Source organism: Bacillus sp. V33-4, assembly GCF_002860225.1.
Lineage (GTDB): Bacteria > Bacillota > Bacilli > Bacillales > Cytobacillaceae > Bacillus_BJ > Bacillus_BJ canaveralius.
On sequence record NZ_PGVC01000034.1, the window covers coordinates 79,694 to 96,480 of the forward strand.

A 16,787-nucleotide genomic window follows, 5' to 3' on the forward strand; every position below is an offset into this window, starting at 1 on the left:
CTGAAATCCCCTTTCCTTTGCTTCAATTGGTTATTTTGAGAACACATCCGCCAGTGCATCTTCCGGTTTCGGGTACTCGCTTTCCTTTGCGAAAGCATATGCCTCATCGACTTCTTGCTTTGCTCTTGATTCCAGTTCTTCTATTTCTTCTGCGGTTGCGATTCCTTCCAGCAGCAATTCTTTTACTTTAACGATCGGATCGATTTTACGGAGATTTGGCACTTCTTCCATATCGCGATAAAGCTCCGGATCCCCCTGAAAATGGCCGAGATGGCGGTGCGTTTCGATTTCAATGATCGTTGGACCCTGGCCATTTCTCGCCCGCTTAATTGCTTGTTCCGATACACGATACATTTCAATAGGGTCGTTGTTCCGGACATAGGCACCGGCAATTCCATAAGCCGCTGCCCGTTTATCATTGGATTCAACAGCGGTTGAAGCGCGTTTCGGGACGGAGATTCCATATGCATTGTCTTCAACAACGACGATTAACGGCAATTTCCAAACCGCCGCCAGATTCAGGGATTCATGAAAGCCTCCGGCATTGGCTGCTCCTTCGCCGACAAAGGCAACGGCTACCCAGTTCTTTCCCTTTTTCTTGGCGGCCAGTGCAGCCCCGACAGCATGGGGAATACCGGCAGCAATAATTCCTCCGCACGAGAATTTAACCTCGGGGTCAAATAAATGCATATGACCGCCTTTTCCTTTGCCAAGTCCGGTAATCTTTCCAAACATCTCAGCCGTCATTTTTTTTAAATTTACACCCTTCGCGATCGCATGATGGTGCGGACGATGCGGGGACGTCACGGTATCCTCCTTGTTAAGATGAGCACAAATTCCAACGGCAGCCGGCTCTTGTCCCGTACTTAGGTGCATTTCCCCCGGAACAGGCCCTGCCCCAATATTGAAAACCGGTTTTTTCCCTTCGTTATAAGCCTCGACCATCGTATCTTCGTAATAGCGGCTTTTGACCATTGTTTCGTACATCCACTTCAGCTTCTCAACAGGAATACTAACTTTTTCACTTGTTAATGACACTTTAGTTCCTCCTTTTTTAAAAATACTCCCAACTATTTCGATGCAAGTTTCATGCCAAAAATGAAAACGCTTTCTTTATTGGTTGACAAAACGAGAGACTGTCCCGTTTTGGAACAGCTGCACCCTTGTTAATGGGACAGTGTTGCAAAACGGGACAGTTTTTACGAAAGTTATCTGAGCGGCGATGCGGCCATCCGGATGAAGGTGTGCCTTTTACCGCGTACCGCAAGAATCTCGTGCTTATGCAGATGTTGATCCGATAATGGTCGACAGTGCCTTTTACCGGGTACCGCAAGAATCTCTTGTTTCAAAATCTTTTTTGCCGATTATCTGAAAATCAGGCTCCCTGCGATCCAGGATTCTGTTCATTTTTATACCTCTTCGGCCGTGTTTTCCTCAACTTTTCCAGACTTATCGTCAACTTCGGCTATTTTATCGTCAACTTTTTAGACATATCATCAACTTCGGCTATTTTATCGTCAACTTCCAGACTTATCTCCAACTTCGCACAAGTTATCGTCAACTTTTCGAGACTTATCGTCAACTTCGGTTATTTTATCGTCGACTTCCAGACTTATCTCCAACTTCGCACAAGTTATCGTCAACTTTTCCAGACTTATCGTCAACTTCGGCTATTTTATCGTCAACTTCCAGACTTATCTCCAACTTCGCACAAGTTATCGTCAACTTTTCCAGACTTATCGTCAACTTTCAATATATATCATCAATTTCGCTCATGTTATCATTTCTTAGCGAATATTGTACCGTTCCATTTGCCGATACAGCGTGCTTCTGGAAATGCCTAAATATTTGGCTGCTTTACTGAAATTTCCGTTGTACTTTGTGATCGAATCCATTAACGCCTGCTTTTTTAATTCATCCTTTCTCGGTAACAATAAACGGGGATTTTCAGGCAAGCTGTGCAGTCCGGTTATTTCTTCCGGAAACAAATCAGCGGTAAGGTCCCTTCCGGAAGATTTCACAATCGCCCGTTCCAATATATTTTGCAGCTCGCGAACATTTCCAGGCCATTGATATTTTGTTAATAAATCCATCACTTCGTTTCGGATCGCCGGGATACTTTTCTGCAAACCGTAGGCTAGCTGGCTTGAAAAATGATGGACTAAGAGCGGGATATCGTCTTTGCGTTCCCGCAGACTGGTCATCGTAATCGGCATGACGTTCAATCGGAAATACAAGTCCTCGCGGAAGTTGCCTTTTTGGACTTCCTGCTTTAAGTTTTTGTTCGTGGCAGCGATAATCCGGACATTGACAGGTACTACTTTGAAACCGCCGATTCTGACCACCTCGCGATTTTGTAACACGCGCAGCAGGAGAACCTGCATCTCTAATGACATTTCGCCAATTTCATCTAAAAAAAGCGTCCCGCCGTCAGCCAGCTCAAACTTCCCGGCACTGCCACCTTTTCTGGCTCCTGTAAATGCTCCTTCCACATACCCGAACAGCTCACTGCCAAGCAAATCTCTTGGAATCCCGCCACAATTAATGGCGAGAAACGGATTTTGCCTGCGGCTGCTCTCATTGTGGATCGCTTGTGCCAGAAGATCCTTTCCCGTTCCGCTTTCCCCCATGATCAGCACAGTTGATGCCGATTGGGCGGCCAGCTTTGCCTCGTGCAGACAATCGAGAAAGCGCTCATTTTCTCCAATCATCTCATTAAAAGTAACCTTTGCCTGATTCCCTGATACATGATTGACAAACAGGCGAACCTTTTTGATTTCTTTCACCGTTACAAGCGAACCGATGACTTGGAGTCCCCTGATAATCGGCTTCGCATTGAACAATACGGACAGATGGACGCCGTTTTTGCGAATTCGCAGCTTTATTTCCCTGTCAACAACCTCCTGGCTCAGCAACAGGAAGCTTTCGATTGTTCTATTTTCAAAGACATTCGTCAGCTTTACACCTTCAATTTCATCTGGATGTAAGTGAAGCATCTTCTGGAGCGTTTTATTCGTTTTAATAATCGTTCCTTTTTCGTTGATAATGATGATTCCATCGCTCAGTGTGTTCGTTGTCTCCTCAAGATAGCTTTTCATCAGTTCATTCTTTTCAATTTTTTCTTTTAACTGCAGTTCATTCTCGATCGCCTTTGCCGTCGAGACGACCATCCCGAGCGTATGGGGATGGACTTTTTCAAACGGCCCCGACATATTTAAAACACCTACTAATTGGCCGTTACCCTCGTTAATCGGAGAAGCCGAGCATGTCCATGATTGGGTGGCGATTGTATAGTGCTGATAGGAAAAAATTTGGATCGGCGTCCCGACTTTGATGGCTGTACCGATCGCATTCGTTCCCATCACCTCTTCGCTCCAATTCGCCCCTTCAACGAACTGAATTTTTTCCGCAGCGATTAATGGATCCCTATCGCCAATCACCTTTAATAAGTAACCGCTTTCATCGCAGAGAATGACAAGAAATCCCGATCCTTTTACAAGTGAGTAAAGGGTGTTCATGAGCGGAAGTGAAATTTGGATTAATTCTCTCTTCTTTTCTGCCAACAACTTTAATTCATGCTCAGATAATTTTTCCTTGCCGGTGGCTTGATACGGATCTACCTTGTTCATTTTCGACCGTAACCAGGAACTCTTGACGATCGGATCTAAATCGCAATGCAGCCTCTCATCTTTCACAAACATCTCCCACATGTGGTGCAGCTCTTTCTCCTTCATGCCATTTCCCCCCAATATATTTAGCTTTAGACCAGAAAATTCAATGGAAATTCAAGAAAAATTGGTACATGTAATTGCTCTAACTACTTCTGTTCTAGTACGCTCTTTTCCTTCAAAAAATTAATCGGAAATTCCACCTGTTACAAGGGTCCCAGCATGTCCGCTTTTTTAAATAAACACCTTAAAAATTCCGCTTCTGCTTTAATTAGGCTATTTACATATATTTGCTAACCTGCGGATACATTAATTCCTATCATGGTTTTTAAGGGAAGTGAGACAGTATGATGAAACTAGACAGAAAGAAGAAAGTAACGGAAAGGGATTTTACGGAGATTTTACAACAGGAAAATCCCGCAAGTTCTATCGAAGAGAAGGTCTCCACTACCCTTAAAGAAAATATCGATTTATTAAAGGTGCTTTTTCAGGACTGCTCCGATGTTGTTTATCGAGACATTGCTATAAAACAGTCTTTAAAAGGATTGGTTATTTACATCGATGGAATGGTGAATGCAAAAGCGATTGCAGACAACATGATCGAACATTTAATTTATAAGTATACAAGGGTCACGCCTGCTGATGATCTCCCTGGTACGGTTGAAAACAATGTGTCATATCCGAGCGTTACCAAAACAAATAAATATCAGGATATTCTTTCATCCGTCCTGTCCGGGAATGCTGCCCTTTTTGTCGAAGGCCATTCTGACGCCTTGCTTATATCCGTTCGGGAGGGGACTCGCAGGGGCGTGGAGGAACCTGCAACAGAGGCGTCGATTCGCGGACCGAGAGAAGGATTTACGGAGAATTTACGGACAAATACGGCTCTCGTTCGATTCAGGTTGAAATCCACTAAATTAAAAATGGAAGCAATGGTACTGGGAAAACAAACCCAGACCAACATTGTTCTTAGTTACATAGACGGAATCATTCCCCCTAACGTTCTGGATGATGTAAAAAAACGCTTAAACAGGATTGAAATCGACAGTATTCTTGAATCTGGATATATTGAGGAACTTATTGAGGATAATCCTTATTCACCTTTTCCCCAGCTGCAGTATACGGAACGGCCCGATTCTGTAGCCGGGCAGCTGCTAGAAGGCAGTTTTGCGATTTTCGTCGACAATACACCTTTTGTGTTGGTCGGCCCGATCACATTTTGGCAAATGCTGCATGCAAGCGAGGATTATTATGAAAGATTTTATGCTTCAAACTTCATTCGTTGGTTGAGATATTTTTTCTTAATGGTGGCGCTTTTCACACCTGCTCTTTATATAGCCGTGATTACCTACCACCATGATATGCTTCCAACCACATTAATACTGAGTATAGCGGCAGCGCGGGAGGCTATCCCTTTTCCTGCTGTTGTGGAAGCATTAATTATGGAGGTAGCGTTTGAAGCACTAAGGGAAGCAAGTGTGAGGCTGCCAAAAACGATCGGACAAGCGGTAAGTATTCTCGGAGCCCTCGTCATCGGCCAGGCAGCTGTCGAGGCGGGAATTGTATCCGCTCCGATGGTGATCATTGTTTCGTTAACAGGTATTGCCTCTTTTACGATACCAAGATTCAATTTTGCGATCGCTATCCGTTTAATGAGATTCCCGCTTATGATACTGGCCGCTGCATTTGGTTTATATGGAATAGTTATCGGTTCCACTATTTTAATCACTCATTTATGCCAGCTCAATTCATTCGGCGTTCCTTACTTTTCCGGAATAGCTCCACTAAGAAAAAACGAAGTGAAAGATATCCTTGTCAGGGCACCGTGGTGGAGAATGTTTTCGAGGCCGTCAACCTATGCACGGCATAACCTAAAACGCATGCAGGAGGATAACAACTCCTGACTCAATGAGAAAGGTGACGGTAAATGAAACTTAAAAAGCTTCGCTATTTCGTACTTGCTTCAGTCCTGCTAACTTTGACCGGATGCTGGGACCGCCAGGAAATCAACGATGTCGCGTTTGTGATGGGAACAGCTATTGATAAATCTGACAAGCAATATAGATCGACGGTTCAGGTTGCATTGCCAGGACAGCTTGGCGGGGCTGGTAGCAAGGGGGGCGGCGGCGGTACAAGCGGTGGAAAATCGTATTTGATGCAATCAACTGAAGGAAAAAACATTCGGGAGATTAATAATCAACAACAGAGATCCAACCCAAGAGAGCTTAACTTTGCCCATAGACGGTTGATTTTGGTTGGAGAAGAAATGGCGCGTTCCGGAATAGAGCCAATCATCGATGTATTAGGAAGGATTCCACAAAACCGGTTATCGGCCTTAATGATTGTGACCAGGGGGGAGGCCAAAAAAATACTGGAAACAGACGTTCCTATGGAGAATTTTCCGTCTGAAGCCATACGTGAATTAGCGTTAACAGCAATGAAGGAACCCAGATCACTCAAGCATGTAGTCAATATTATGATTGCAGATGGCGTCGATCTCGCTCTCCCATATGCAGTTGCCGATAAAAACCAAAAGAAACTGATAAAGATTGAGGGCCTGGCTGTTTTTAAAAATAATAAATTGGTGGGATTTTTAAAATCGAATCAAGCCACAGGTGCTCTCTTGGCCATGGGAGAAGCACAACAGCCTGAAATAATCGTTCGCCCTCCCGCAGGAGTCGACGAGATCGTGACGCAAATACAAGAATATACAGTCGACGTAAAACCCATTGTGAAGAGAGACAAAATCACAATGGAAATGTCGATCAAGGGTAGAGGGGTGGTAGTTGAAAATGAATCGAATTACGATATTGACTCAGAGACGAATATTATCGCGTTAGAGCAGAAGCTCAACAAAGAAATAAAAGACAACATTTTGAAGTCGATGGATCGCTTACAGCATGAATATAAGGCTGATGTTGTAGGATTTGGACAACTCATTTATAACGAAAAACCGGCTGAATGGAAGAAAATCGAAAACAGGTGGGGAGAGATCTATCCAGAAGTGGAGGTTGCCGTAAAACCTGATATTCATATCGAAAACGTCGGAGCTGTCATTACTCCTTTAGGCAGAAAGGAGAGTCATTTGATAAATGATTAGACACATCTTAGCTGTTAGCATTGTCGTTATTATCATCTTATTACTTGAACGGAAAAACCTTAAGAAGGCGACAAAAATAACTCGGACAATCACGATTGGTATACTTCTAATCAGCGCCGCACTCCAAGTATATATCCTGAATAATCCGGACCATGTTAATCCTTCCATGTGGCTTCATTTTTTATTAGAACCGTTCGATCCTATTTCATAAGGAGCAGATTACTGTGAATAAAATCTCGCATCATCAAGTGATCTTAATGGGCGCAACGTTTATTTTAAGTGCAACCTTGGTAACCGTACCTGCCCAGGCGGCTGTTTATGCCCGCCAGCATACTTATTTAGCGCTCATCGTTGCAAGCTTGATTATTTTGCCACCGGTTTTCTTAATGTCGAAGGTTGCCGCCAGATTTCCCGGGCAAAATATATTCCAGGCCTTAGCAGAGAGATTTTCATTACTCGGCAAAATTATTATCGGTTTCTACGTATTGTTTTTTTTTCTAATTCTTGTCCGCGATATAAGAATGCTGATGGATTTTGTTGATATTGTTTTACTGCCTGATACACCGATCTTTATTTCCGCCATCCTGTTAATACTCGCGGTCTGGTATATCAGTCGCGGTGGCGTTGAAGCAATGGGCAGGTTTACAGAAGTTTATTTTCCTGTAATGACGATGGCCTTCTTGTTTATTCCACTTCTGCTGGCAAGGGAGTTTGACCCAATTCTGATCATGCCCTATAAAGAAATAAATCTGCCAGGTGTTTTAAAAGGGTCCTGGTTCTTTGTCGCATATTTGGGTGAAGTAATCGCGGTTTTTTTTCTATTTTCCCATATCACCTTCCGCGTGCGCTACGGCATATTCTCCCTTTTAATCGGGACAGGAATGCTGTTTATATTAGTGTTGTCATCACAGCTAATCCTTGGAACAAACATGCTGCCGAGGTTGTTTTACCCCAGCTATGAACTTGTCCGGCACTTGAAGGTAACCGATTTCCTTGATCGATTTGACCTTCCGCTTGTTGGGATATGGATGCCTACGATCATCGCAAAAATAGCCTACAGCTTATATATTGTATGCTACGGTATTCAAACAATCATCCCGGATACATCCGCGAAAATTCTAACCACTCCATTCGCCGCTCTTGCATATGTGTGCTCCTTTTTGTTTTTTAGGGATACTGTGCAGCTTATGAATTTAAATAAAACTTGGCCGGTCTTTGCGCTCATATTTGAACTTGCACTTCCGATCCTTCTCTTCTTTATATTAAAACCAGAGAAGAAACAGGGGTTAAACGCATAAAAGATTCTTCATATCTTTGCTTCCGTGTTCGTATTCGCAGGAAGTCGCCAAATAATAGTGCACGCTCCTGCCCATAACAGGGTTGCCGAACTTCGGCAGCTCTTTTTTTGCTGGGTGAAAAGTTTGCTAGCCACTAAGAAGTATGAAAGATTCGCATTAAGACCATAATGGGTAATAATGACTATGCAGAGGCGGGGAGATTCTTGAGATCTTTCAAAAATACCATCAGAAAAATAATAAAACTTTCCTCCACTGCAAAAAAAGATCCGACCGGGCCGAATCAAAAGGAGCCACTGAAATCGAGTATTCAAGAAAATATCCAGTTTGTGAAAAATGCGGTTGGCAATAGTTCGGATGTAACAATACGGCAAATTCGCATCGGCAATAAAGCCAATATCCGCGCTGCCGTGCTTTATACCGATGGCCTGGCCGATGCCAAAGCTATTAATAATTTCATTATGGAATCATTATTGCTAGATATGAGGCGATCGGAACTAGATCAAAAGATTTCCGCCAACCCAAATACCGCCTTGCAACTGTTAAAAGAACAAGCACTTGCAGTAGGTGGAATTAAGGATGTTACTGATTTTGAAACCCTACTTACCGCTATTTTATCAGGAGATACTGTCATCTTAATCGATGGGACTGCCAAGGGTCTGATCGTCGCGATAAGAGGATGGGCACAGCGGGGTGTACAAGAGCCATCGTCTCAAACCGTTATTCGCGGACCAAGGGAAGGATTTACGGAAACCATTCGAAATAATACGATGTTAATCAGACGAAGAATTAAAGATCCCAGCCTTTGGCTGGAAACATTCGAAATCGGTCGAGTCACAAAAACGGAAGTATCGATCATGTATATCAATGGCATTGTCAATGACAAGGTGCTTAATGAGGTCCGCGAACGGCTTAATCGCATTGATATCGATGGGATTTTGGAAACCGGTTATATTGAGGAACTGATTGAAGATGAAACCTATACCCCTTTTCCTACAGTTTATAATACCGAAAGACCTGATGTAGTGGCCGCAGGACTTCTAGAAGGGCGTATTGCGATTTTAGTGGATGGGACTCCATTTGTTTTATTGGTTCCCGCCATTTTCGGGCAATTTCTGCAAGCTGCGGAAGATTACTATCAACGCTGGGATATCGGAAGTTTGATCCGGTTTTTGCGGTATACTTCTTTAGCCATTTCCATGATCGCGCCGTCGCTATACATTGCGGTAACTACCTTTCATCAAGAGATGCTCCCCGCCCCGCTGTTGATCAATTTAGCGGCGCAAAGAGAGGGAGTGCCTTTTCCGGCGTTTGTGGAAGCGCTGATGATGGAAGTCACGTTTGAAATTTTACGGGAGGCAGGAGTCAGAATGCCGAGAGCGATTGGGCAAGCGGTATCGATTGTCGGAGCTCTAGTTATTGGCCAGGCAGCAGTGGAAGCCGGAATTATTTCCGCCGCCATGGTCATCGTCGTTGCGATCACTGCGATTTCGAGTTTTGTGTTGCCTGCTTTTAATATGGCCATCTCGGTTCGAATGTTGCGTTTTGGTTTGATGATTCTTGCCGCATCATTTGGCTTATTCGGCATTACGATTGGGATCATGGCCATTGTCCTGCACCTATGCAGTTTGCGCTCTTTCGGCATCCCGTATATGTCGCCGTTCGGCCCGTTAATTCCTGCAGATCAAAAGGACATGATATTCCGTGTACCGATCTGGGGGATGTTTTCGCGTCCGCGCTTAATAAGCCAGAAAAACGTGATTCGCGAACAAAATTCCCCTACCGGCAAACCTGAGGGGAAATAGAGGGGGGCGCTTATGAAACACAAAGTTCTGATGTCCTTTGTGCTTATCATCCTGCTCGTTCCGCTTACAGGTTGCTGGAACCGTCGTGAATTGAATGAACTCGCGATCGCTGTAGCGATGGGAATTGATAAATCAGGGGAGCAATATCAGGTTTCTGCTCAAATCGTCAATCCTGGAGAAATAGTTACGCAAAAGGGTGGAGGAACCAATTCACCGATCGTAACACTTACCTCAACGGGCGACTCCATGATGGAGGCAGTCCGAAAAATGACAATCAAATCGCCAAGAAAAATCTATTTTGCCCATCTTCGCTTGTTTGTCATAGGTGAAGAATTGGCAAGAGAAGAAGGAATTGCGAAAACGCTGGACCTGATTTCCAGAGATCCGGAGTTCCGTACCGATTTTTTCATTATTGTCGCAAAGGAAACAACGGCGGAACAGGTGCTGAAAATTTTTTCGATCCCATTAGAAAAAATCCCGGCCAATAAGATGTTCGAGTCACTTGAGACATCACAGAAAGTCTGGGCAGTGACCGCTACCCAAACATTGGATGAACTCATATCCGACCTGGTGGCTGCCGGAACCAATCCTTTGTTAACAGGAGTTGAGGTTACAGGAGATCCGGCAAGAGGAGAAAAAAGGGAGAATATCCAAAAGACAAGTCCTCAGGCCATTTTAAAGATTAATGGAATGGCTGCATTTTATAAAGATAAACTGGTTGGCTGGTTAAACGAGGACGAAAGCAAAGGGGCGAACTTTATTAATGACAAAGTGAAAAGTACTGTTGTTACAGTCCAATGCCCAAAAAAGGGGAATATTAGCGTGGAGTTAATACGTTCCAAAACAAAGGTCTCAGGCAAGGTTGTAAATGGGCGGCCAGAAGTAGATGTCACCGTTCGAACAGAAGCAAATGTTGCGGAAGTACAATGCGGCGAGGTTGATTTATCCAAAACCCAAACCATTTATGACCTGGAAACAAAAACAGAACAAGCCATTCAAAGTGATATTGAAGCAGCGTTAAATAAAGCTCAAAAAGACTATAAATCCGATATATTTGGCTTTGGTGAAGCAATACATAAAGCAGACCCGGCATATTGGAAAAAAGCAAAAAAAGATTGGAAGAAGGAATTTGTCAACCTTCAGGCAAATATCAAGGTGGATGTAAAGATTCGGCGCATAGGAACATTAAGTAAATCCTTCTTAAATGAATTAAAGGAGTAAATCCGCATGTGGGTAAGTGCAGGGATATTGGCTGTTGCGGTCATCATCGTGATTAAGGAAGTACCCTATCTTTTAAGGAAAAGGCTTAAAAAAGAACTATTGGTTTTTTCAATCCTTCTGCTATTTGGAACAGGATTAAGCATAGCCCAGGGATTACACAAGGATATTCCCAATCCCATGGATCGGATTGCTTTTGTTTATAAGCGTTTCAGCGATTTTATCTTTAGTTTTTTGACATAGAAGGACAGGTGAAAACGATTGCTGGAAAAAGGAAAGATCAGCGTAAGCCAGTTTACAGTGCTAATGATTCTCTTTATGCTTGGGCCTGCGATCCTGTTTTCACCTTCCGTTCTGGCTGCCGAAGCAAAACAGGATGCATGGATGGCAGCTGCACTCGGAGGAGGGATTGGCTTATTGTTCGTATGGTTATACACCACGATTGGAAATCGGTTCCCCGGGATGACATTGGTTGAATATTGTGAGGAAATTCTCGGCAAGTGGCTGGGCAAAATCGTTGCTCTTCTTTATTTTTCCTTCTTCTTCATCCTTGCGGCACTCCTTCTTCGAAATATCGGAGATTTCGTGACAGTGCAAATCATGCCAGAGACTCCAATTGAGGTTATTCATATTATGTTTTTAAGTGTGGTGATTATGGGGACGCGTCTCGGCCTTGAACCAATAGCTCGGGCAGGAGAAATTTTGATGCCGTGGACAATCATCTTTTTTCTGATTGTTGTCTTTTCTATTATCCCGCAAATCGACTTTCAAAAGATACAGCCCGTTTTTGAGGAGGGAATAAAACCAGTCATCAGGGGGAGTCTTTCTGTTGTCGCTTTTCCTTACTTGGAAACAGTGATTATGTTGATGCTATATCCTTTTGTCAATAGCATAAATAAAGTGCGGAAAGCTTTTTTAACGGGATCATTGATTGGCGGAATTGTGATAATCATCATTACAGCATTATGCATTTTGGTTCTAGGTGCTGATTATACAGCCAGAAATCTATACCCATCTTTTGTTTTAGCCAGAAAAATAGACATTGCTAATTTTTTGCAGCGGATTGAAGCGATTGTAGCCGGAATGTGGTTTATCACGATCTTTTTTAAACTAACCATATGTTTTTATGCTTCTGTTTTAGGACTTGCCCAAACATTAAAACTGAAAGAATATCGGCCACTAACCCTTCCTTTAGGAATGATTCTTGTCGTGCTTTCGATCATAATCAGTCCGAATATGGTTTATTTTCAAACACTCCTTGCTAAAACATGGTTCCCATTTACTTTAACATATGGATTTTTTCTGCCGTTACTTCTGCTGGTGGTCGCGATATTCCGAAAAAAATATTTAAAGGAACCAATCGATAAGGCGGAAGGATAGATAAGCTATGGAAAAAGTGCAAATTAGTCCATCCCAATTGTTTGCATTAATCTTTTTGTTTGAACTTGGAAGTGCTGTTGTCGTTGGATTGGGAATGCAGGCGAAACAGGATGCCTGGCTGGCGGTCCTTTTCGGGATGACAGGGGGATTGCTGATATTTCTTGTCTACAGGTATCTTTTCCGTCACTATCCGAATCTCCCCTTAACCAGTTATATTCCGAAAATCCTTGGTAAATGGATCGGTTATCCAGTCACTTTTTTATACATCGTTTATTTCGTTTATCTCGCCGCACGGGTTTTGCGTGATTTCTCGGATTTGCTTCTAACATCAACGTTCCGGGAAACCCCTATGCTTGCGATCAGTGCAACGATGATTGCTTTAAGTGTGTATGGAATCACCAAGGGGATCGAAACTTTGGCAAGGACCGGGGAAATCTTATTTGGCTTTATGATTGTTTTAATCGCTTTCGGATTTTTCTTCCTTTTTGCATCCGGTGTTGTAAAATTCGAAAACCTCGTACCTGTTCTGGATAACGGCTGGAAACCTGTTTTAACAACCGCCTTTCCGCAAACATTAACCTTTCCTTTTGGAGAGATGATTGTCTTTGCCATGTTGCTTCCTTTTTTGAACAAACCTAAAATGGAAATAAAAATTGGATTGTCTGCCTTGACGGTAAGCGGATTGCTGCTCGCTTTAACAGCAGCTATTAATATTGCTGTTCTTGGCCCATATATCGCTTCTACTTCGATGTTTCCTTTGTTAAAAACGGTGCAAAAGATTAATATCGCAGATTTTATCCAGCGGCTCGATGCGATCGTGATCTCGATGCTGATTATCGGCGGTTTCTTTAAGATTGTGATCTTTTTTTATGCAGCGGTAAAGGGAATTGAGGATCTATTTAAAGTGGCGAAACATCGATACATTATTATAAGTTCGGTCGGTCTCATCATACTGACAGGCTCTATCTATATGGCAAGCAATTTTCCGGAACATCTGGAAGTGGGATTAAAAATAGTTCCGATTTATCTGCATCTCCCTTTTCAAATCGGTATTCCATTACTATTGCTGATTGTAGTGCTGATTCGCAAACACTTTAATCCCCGCCGGTGAAGTTACGCTAAAGTCAGCCAGAATTTATCACATTGGAAAAGTTAAATTGCTTCTTATCTTTTTTAGGACAGTTCAATTTGAAGCATACAAAACACCGTTTGAAAACAAACGGTGTTGAAACTTATTGCTGATCATTACTCATCTTTATTATCTGGGTCTTCATCTTCAGGATCTTCAACTGGATCTTCGGAATCGGGATCCTTATCATTTTCATCATCTTCGTTTATCGTATCGTTATTATCCACTCCTGGAGGTGCATCATCTCCGTTGTTACAACCCATTAACATGGTGGAAGATAAAAAAACTGCTATTAATAGTGTTAACCACTTTTTATTCATATTACGCTCCTTCCATCAGCAGTTATATACAATATTATCTTCACCGTTCCCCCTTTTTTTATTAACGGTAATAATATACAATTTCTCAAATCATTGATATAGCTAATTAAAGGATGATTGATTTTGTTTAGTCTTTTGCTGATTCTGCTGATTTTGCTGATTCTGCTGAGTGTTTTGTTGCATCTGTTGACCGTTGTTACCCATTCCTGCTGCTAGTGGTAGAAATTGCTGGATAGTTTGTCCCATACCCTGGCCTCTGGTCATACTATAAAAAGCTGCTGCACCAATACCGGCAGAGGCTAGCAATGGCAACCATATTTGTTGTTGATTTTGCATTATTAATCACCACCTTATATAAACGTTTAATGCTTTTTTAATTTTTACTCGAGTCATTATCAATATGTGAATGAAACATTTCCATTATAAGAAACAAAAGGATTACCCTGTTGTTAATGTGTCAGTTGCAGAAGGACGGTCTATGGAAATCAGCAACTCATTTATAATCCGGATAAGTTTTTTCGAAGTCTGATTTCACTTTTTTTCGGTATTCGTTTAAGTGAAATCGACCAAATTGTCCTACTATTACTCCCACTAATAGCTCCTTATCTGCATTCACAGGTTTTGCGCTGCATGGGGGTGACTAAAGGGGCAGATTAGTTTAAGAAGGGGGGGGTTAAATTGATTGTGTTAGGCATAATAAAATTAGACATTCAAATGCTGAAAGGATAATCTAATGGACACATTTGGTATTTTCATTATAATAATAGGACGAATCTTGGCGTGCTTACTCCCTTCATACCTGATATATAGAATCGCCGCAAAACATAAGCAAAGGAATGGCAAAATCGTCAGAGAGAGTAATGTAAGCTATTTCTAGTTTTTTTCGAAATTTGCGTTTCCTAATCCTACTATTCTAAATAACACTGTATTAAAAAGAAAATCAGTAAAACAAAAAGACTGCCGATAAAGGTCGACAGCCTAAAAAATATCATGTTATTACATCATTAAATCCACGGAGCTCTCCAAAGCTCGACCCTCGAAGTGGTCACGGCAATGGCTCCGGCATTAATTGCAGAATTTACCTCTTCCTCGGTCTGGACAAGTCCTCCAGCGAGGATCGGAATAGTTATTTTTTCTGACATTTGCCTGATGATGCGGGGAATGATGCCTGGCAGCACTTCCACATAATCCGCTTTCGTCGTTTTCAAAAGGCTGTAGCCTCTCTCGATCGCTTGGGAATCGAGCAGGAAAATCCTTTGAATTGCAAGCACACCTTTTTGCTTTGCTTTGACAATCACATTGGGCCTAGTCGAGATTATCCCAAATGGCTTGATTTCCTGGCATAGAAACTCGGTAGCATACTCGTCATTTTTTAATCCATGGACCAAGTCCGCATGGATGAGTATTTTCTTATTATATTGGCAGGCCATTTGTGAGACATGTTTTAATTGAGCGATGTGAATTTCGAGTAAAACTCCGTAATCACAGCTGCTTTCAAGAAATAATTCAAACTGTTTCATATTTTTAGCGGCCGGGATAATCTGTTGACCGTTAAAGCTCATAGTCTCACCTTTCAAAGAAATTTAGTAAGCCAGTCAATTACTTCCCTTTCATCGCTTCCCTCGGCTACAACCCGAATCGTTTGTCCCTGTTTAATCGATGCTGTCATCATGCTTAACACGCTTTTCGGGTTGAACTGCTTTGCTCCGGCAAAAAAATCAACCTTACTTTCAAATCCGTTCAGCGTTTTGACGAGATCTGCTGCAGGTCTGGCATGGAGACCTTTATCGATTGTAACGGTAATCTCTCTCTCTATCATCCTGTTCACCTCTTATGTCTGTTACCTTTGGATCTTTTCCAAATGCTTTGCTCCTTCAGCAGCGGCAATGACGTCATCAATCGAGCTTCCGATCCCTGACTCAATAATCGCAGCATACGCACCTTCTACAAGAGGAGCATCGGCGATTTTAATGTTCTGCTCGCCTTCGAGCATTTCGATCGCCATCTCCGCATTCAATAAGGCGCTTCCGAGGTCAAATAAAATGGCGACACCCTTGTCCGAATACACCGATTCGATCGCTTTCTTAATGTCAAACATATCAGTGCCGATATCATCTGCTTCCGTTCCGCCAGCAATCGCCAATGGAACATCCTGCTGGATCTGCCTTAATAATGCTTCCAGGCCTTTAACAATATCCCTGCTGTGTGAAATTAACACGATGCCTACATAACTCATGATTGTGCTCCTTTAAACGCTTTCGCTAATTCCGAGAACAAATAATGGGATGAAGCGGCACCTGGATCGATATGCCCGACAGAACGTGCTCCGAGATACGTGGCCCGGCCTTTTTTCGCTTCCATATCTTTTGTTCCTTCCATTTTCTCTTGCGTAAATAAAATAAAGTCATCCCAATTTATTTTGTCCTGATGTTCCTGTAAATAGTCGACGGCAGGTTCCCAAACATCGATCATCGTCTTCTCCCGCAAGCTTGCTTTGCCGCGCTGCTTTAACCCTTCAACAGAAGCGGATAAAGCAGCGGTTAAATCCGCAATCGTGATTTCCTGCTTATCATTCAATGCGCCAGCCGCCTTTAAAAAAGCAGTTCCATATAACGGCCCTGATGCGCCGCCGACTTTCGCAAGAAGCGTCATCCCGGTATCTTTAAATAAGCTGCCCAGGTCGGCGTACGAAGTATTCCCGATTTTCTGCGCAGCCTCTTTGAAGCCTCTTGCCATGTTGATGCCATGGTCGCCATCACCGATCGCCTGATCCAGTTCGGTTAAATACTCTTTTTGTTGCTGGTATACTTCACTAAGCTGCGTGAGCCACTGTTTGGCTTGTTCTATTCCAAAACCCATCCGAATAACTCCC

General features: G+C 42.8%; 17 protein-coding genes. 9 read left to right on the forward strand and 8 right to left on the reverse strand.

Annotation, left to right across the window (positions count from 1 at the left end; translation table 11 throughout):
* Window positions 1-30: 30 nt before the first annotated feature.
* The gene (locus tag CVD23_RS13270; RefSeq protein ID WP_101579036.1) at window positions 31-987 is read right to left on the reverse strand and encodes a thiamine pyrophosphate-dependent dehydrogenase E1 component subunit alpha; all 957 of its coding nucleotides are present in this window, start codon (window positions 985-987) and stop codon (window positions 31-33) included.
* A gap of 800 nt (window positions 988-1,787) precedes the next feature.
* Window positions 1,788-3,734: a sigma-54-dependent Fis family transcriptional regulator gene (locus CVD23_RS13275; RefSeq protein ID WP_101666277.1), complete on the reverse strand. Its 1,947-nt coding sequence runs from the start codon at window positions 3,732-3,734 to the stop codon at window positions 1,788-1,790.
* 284 nt (window positions 3,735-4,018) lie between these two features.
* Between CVD23_RS13275 and CVD23_RS13280 the strand changes: the two genes are divergently transcribed.
* The 9 genes from CVD23_RS13280 to CVD23_RS13320 all read left to right on the forward strand — a co-directional run bounded on the left by CVD23_RS13280 (window position 4,019) and on the right by CVD23_RS13320 (window position 13,577).
* Window positions 4,019-5,572: a spore germination protein gene (locus CVD23_RS13280; protein ID WP_101579037.1), complete on the forward strand. Its 1,554-nt coding sequence runs from the start codon at window positions 4,019-4,021 to the stop codon at window positions 5,570-5,572.
* A gap of 23 nt (window positions 5,573-5,595) precedes the next feature.
* On the forward strand, window positions 5,596-6,768 hold the full coding sequence (locus tag CVD23_RS13285; protein WP_101666278.1) for a Ger(x)C family spore germination protein: 1,173 nt from the start codon (window positions 5,596-5,598) through the stop codon (window positions 6,766-6,768).
* Entirely contained in the window at window positions 6,761-6,979 is a 219-nt protein-coding gene (locus tag CVD23_RS13290; RefSeq protein WP_101579026.1) for a hypothetical protein, read from the forward strand. The genes CVD23_RS13285 and CVD23_RS13290 overlap by 8 nt, the downstream gene beginning before the upstream one ends.
* Window positions 6,980-6,992: 13 nt before the next feature.
* A complete protein-coding gene (locus CVD23_RS13295) occupies window positions 6,993-8,066 on the forward strand; it encodes a GerAB/ArcD/ProY family transporter (protein WP_101666279.1) in 1,074 nt (357 codons plus the stop codon).
* Between the two features lie 167 nt (window positions 8,067-8,233).
* Complete coding sequence (locus tag CVD23_RS13300; RefSeq protein ID WP_101666280.1) at window positions 8,234-9,868, forward strand: spore germination protein; 1,635 nt, start codon at window positions 8,234-8,236, stop codon at window positions 9,866-9,868.
* A gap of 12 nt (window positions 9,869-9,880) precedes the next feature.
* Window positions 9,881-11,089 carry a Ger(x)C family spore germination protein gene (locus tag CVD23_RS13305; protein ID WP_101578688.1) on the forward strand — a complete coding sequence of 403 codons (1,209 nt, stop codon included), beginning with the start codon at window positions 9,881-9,883 and terminating at the stop codon, window positions 11,087-11,089.
* A gap of 6 nt (window positions 11,090-11,095) precedes the next feature.
* A complete protein-coding gene (locus CVD23_RS13310; RefSeq protein WP_101578687.1) occupies window positions 11,096-11,329 on the forward strand; it encodes a hypothetical protein in 234 nt (77 codons plus the stop codon).
* 18 nt (window positions 11,330-11,347) lie between these two features.
* The gene (locus CVD23_RS13315) at window positions 11,348-12,466 is read left to right on the forward strand and encodes a GerAB/ArcD/ProY family transporter (protein ID WP_101666281.1); all 1,119 of its coding nucleotides are present in this window, start codon (window positions 11,348-11,350) and stop codon (window positions 12,464-12,466) included.
* A gap of 7 nt (window positions 12,467-12,473) precedes the next feature.
* The gene (locus CVD23_RS13320) at window positions 12,474-13,577 is read left to right on the forward strand and encodes a GerAB/ArcD/ProY family transporter (RefSeq protein WP_101578685.1); all 1,104 of its coding nucleotides are present in this window, start codon (window positions 12,474-12,476) and stop codon (window positions 13,575-13,577) included.
* 134 nt (window positions 13,578-13,711) lie between these two features.
* On the opposite strand, the gene CVD23_RS13325 is transcribed toward CVD23_RS13320, so the two are convergent.
* The 6 genes from CVD23_RS13325 to dhaL all read right to left on the reverse strand — a co-directional run bounded on the left by CVD23_RS13325 (window position 13,712) and on the right by dhaL (window position 16,774).
* The gene (locus CVD23_RS13325; protein WP_101578684.1) at window positions 13,712-13,915 is read right to left on the reverse strand and encodes a hypothetical protein; all 204 of its coding nucleotides are present in this window, start codon (window positions 13,913-13,915) and stop codon (window positions 13,712-13,714) included.
* Window positions 13,916-14,017: 102 nt separating this feature from the next.
* Window positions 14,018-14,251, reverse strand: coding sequence for a hypothetical protein (locus CVD23_RS13330; RefSeq protein WP_101578683.1), 234 nt, complete (start codon window positions 14,249-14,251; stop codon window positions 14,018-14,020).
* A 668-nt stretch (window positions 14,252-14,919) separates the two neighbouring features.
* The gene (locus CVD23_RS13335) at window positions 14,920-15,477 is read right to left on the reverse strand and encodes a glycerol-3-phosphate responsive antiterminator (protein WP_101578682.1); all 558 of its coding nucleotides are present in this window, start codon (window positions 15,475-15,477) and stop codon (window positions 14,920-14,922) included.
* 11 nt (window positions 15,478-15,488) lie between these two features.
* Window positions 15,489-15,734 (reverse strand): HPr family phosphocarrier protein, encoded by a 246-nt coding sequence (locus tag CVD23_RS13340; RefSeq protein WP_101578681.1) that lies wholly within the window; start codon window positions 15,732-15,734, stop codon window positions 15,489-15,491.
* 21 nt (window positions 15,735-15,755) lie between these two features.
* Window positions 15,756-16,151, reverse strand: a complete 396-nt coding sequence (dhaM, locus tag CVD23_RS13345) for a dihydroxyacetone kinase phosphoryl donor subunit DhaM (RefSeq protein WP_101578680.1) — start codon at window positions 16,149-16,151, stop codon at window positions 15,756-15,758.
* Window positions 16,148-16,774, reverse strand: coding sequence for a dihydroxyacetone kinase subunit DhaL (dhaL, locus tag CVD23_RS13350; RefSeq protein WP_101578679.1), 627 nt, complete (start codon window positions 16,772-16,774; stop codon window positions 16,148-16,150). Before dhaL ends, dhaM begins: the two co-directional genes overlap by 4 nt.
* Between the last annotated feature and the right edge of the window lie 13 nt (window positions 16,775-16,787).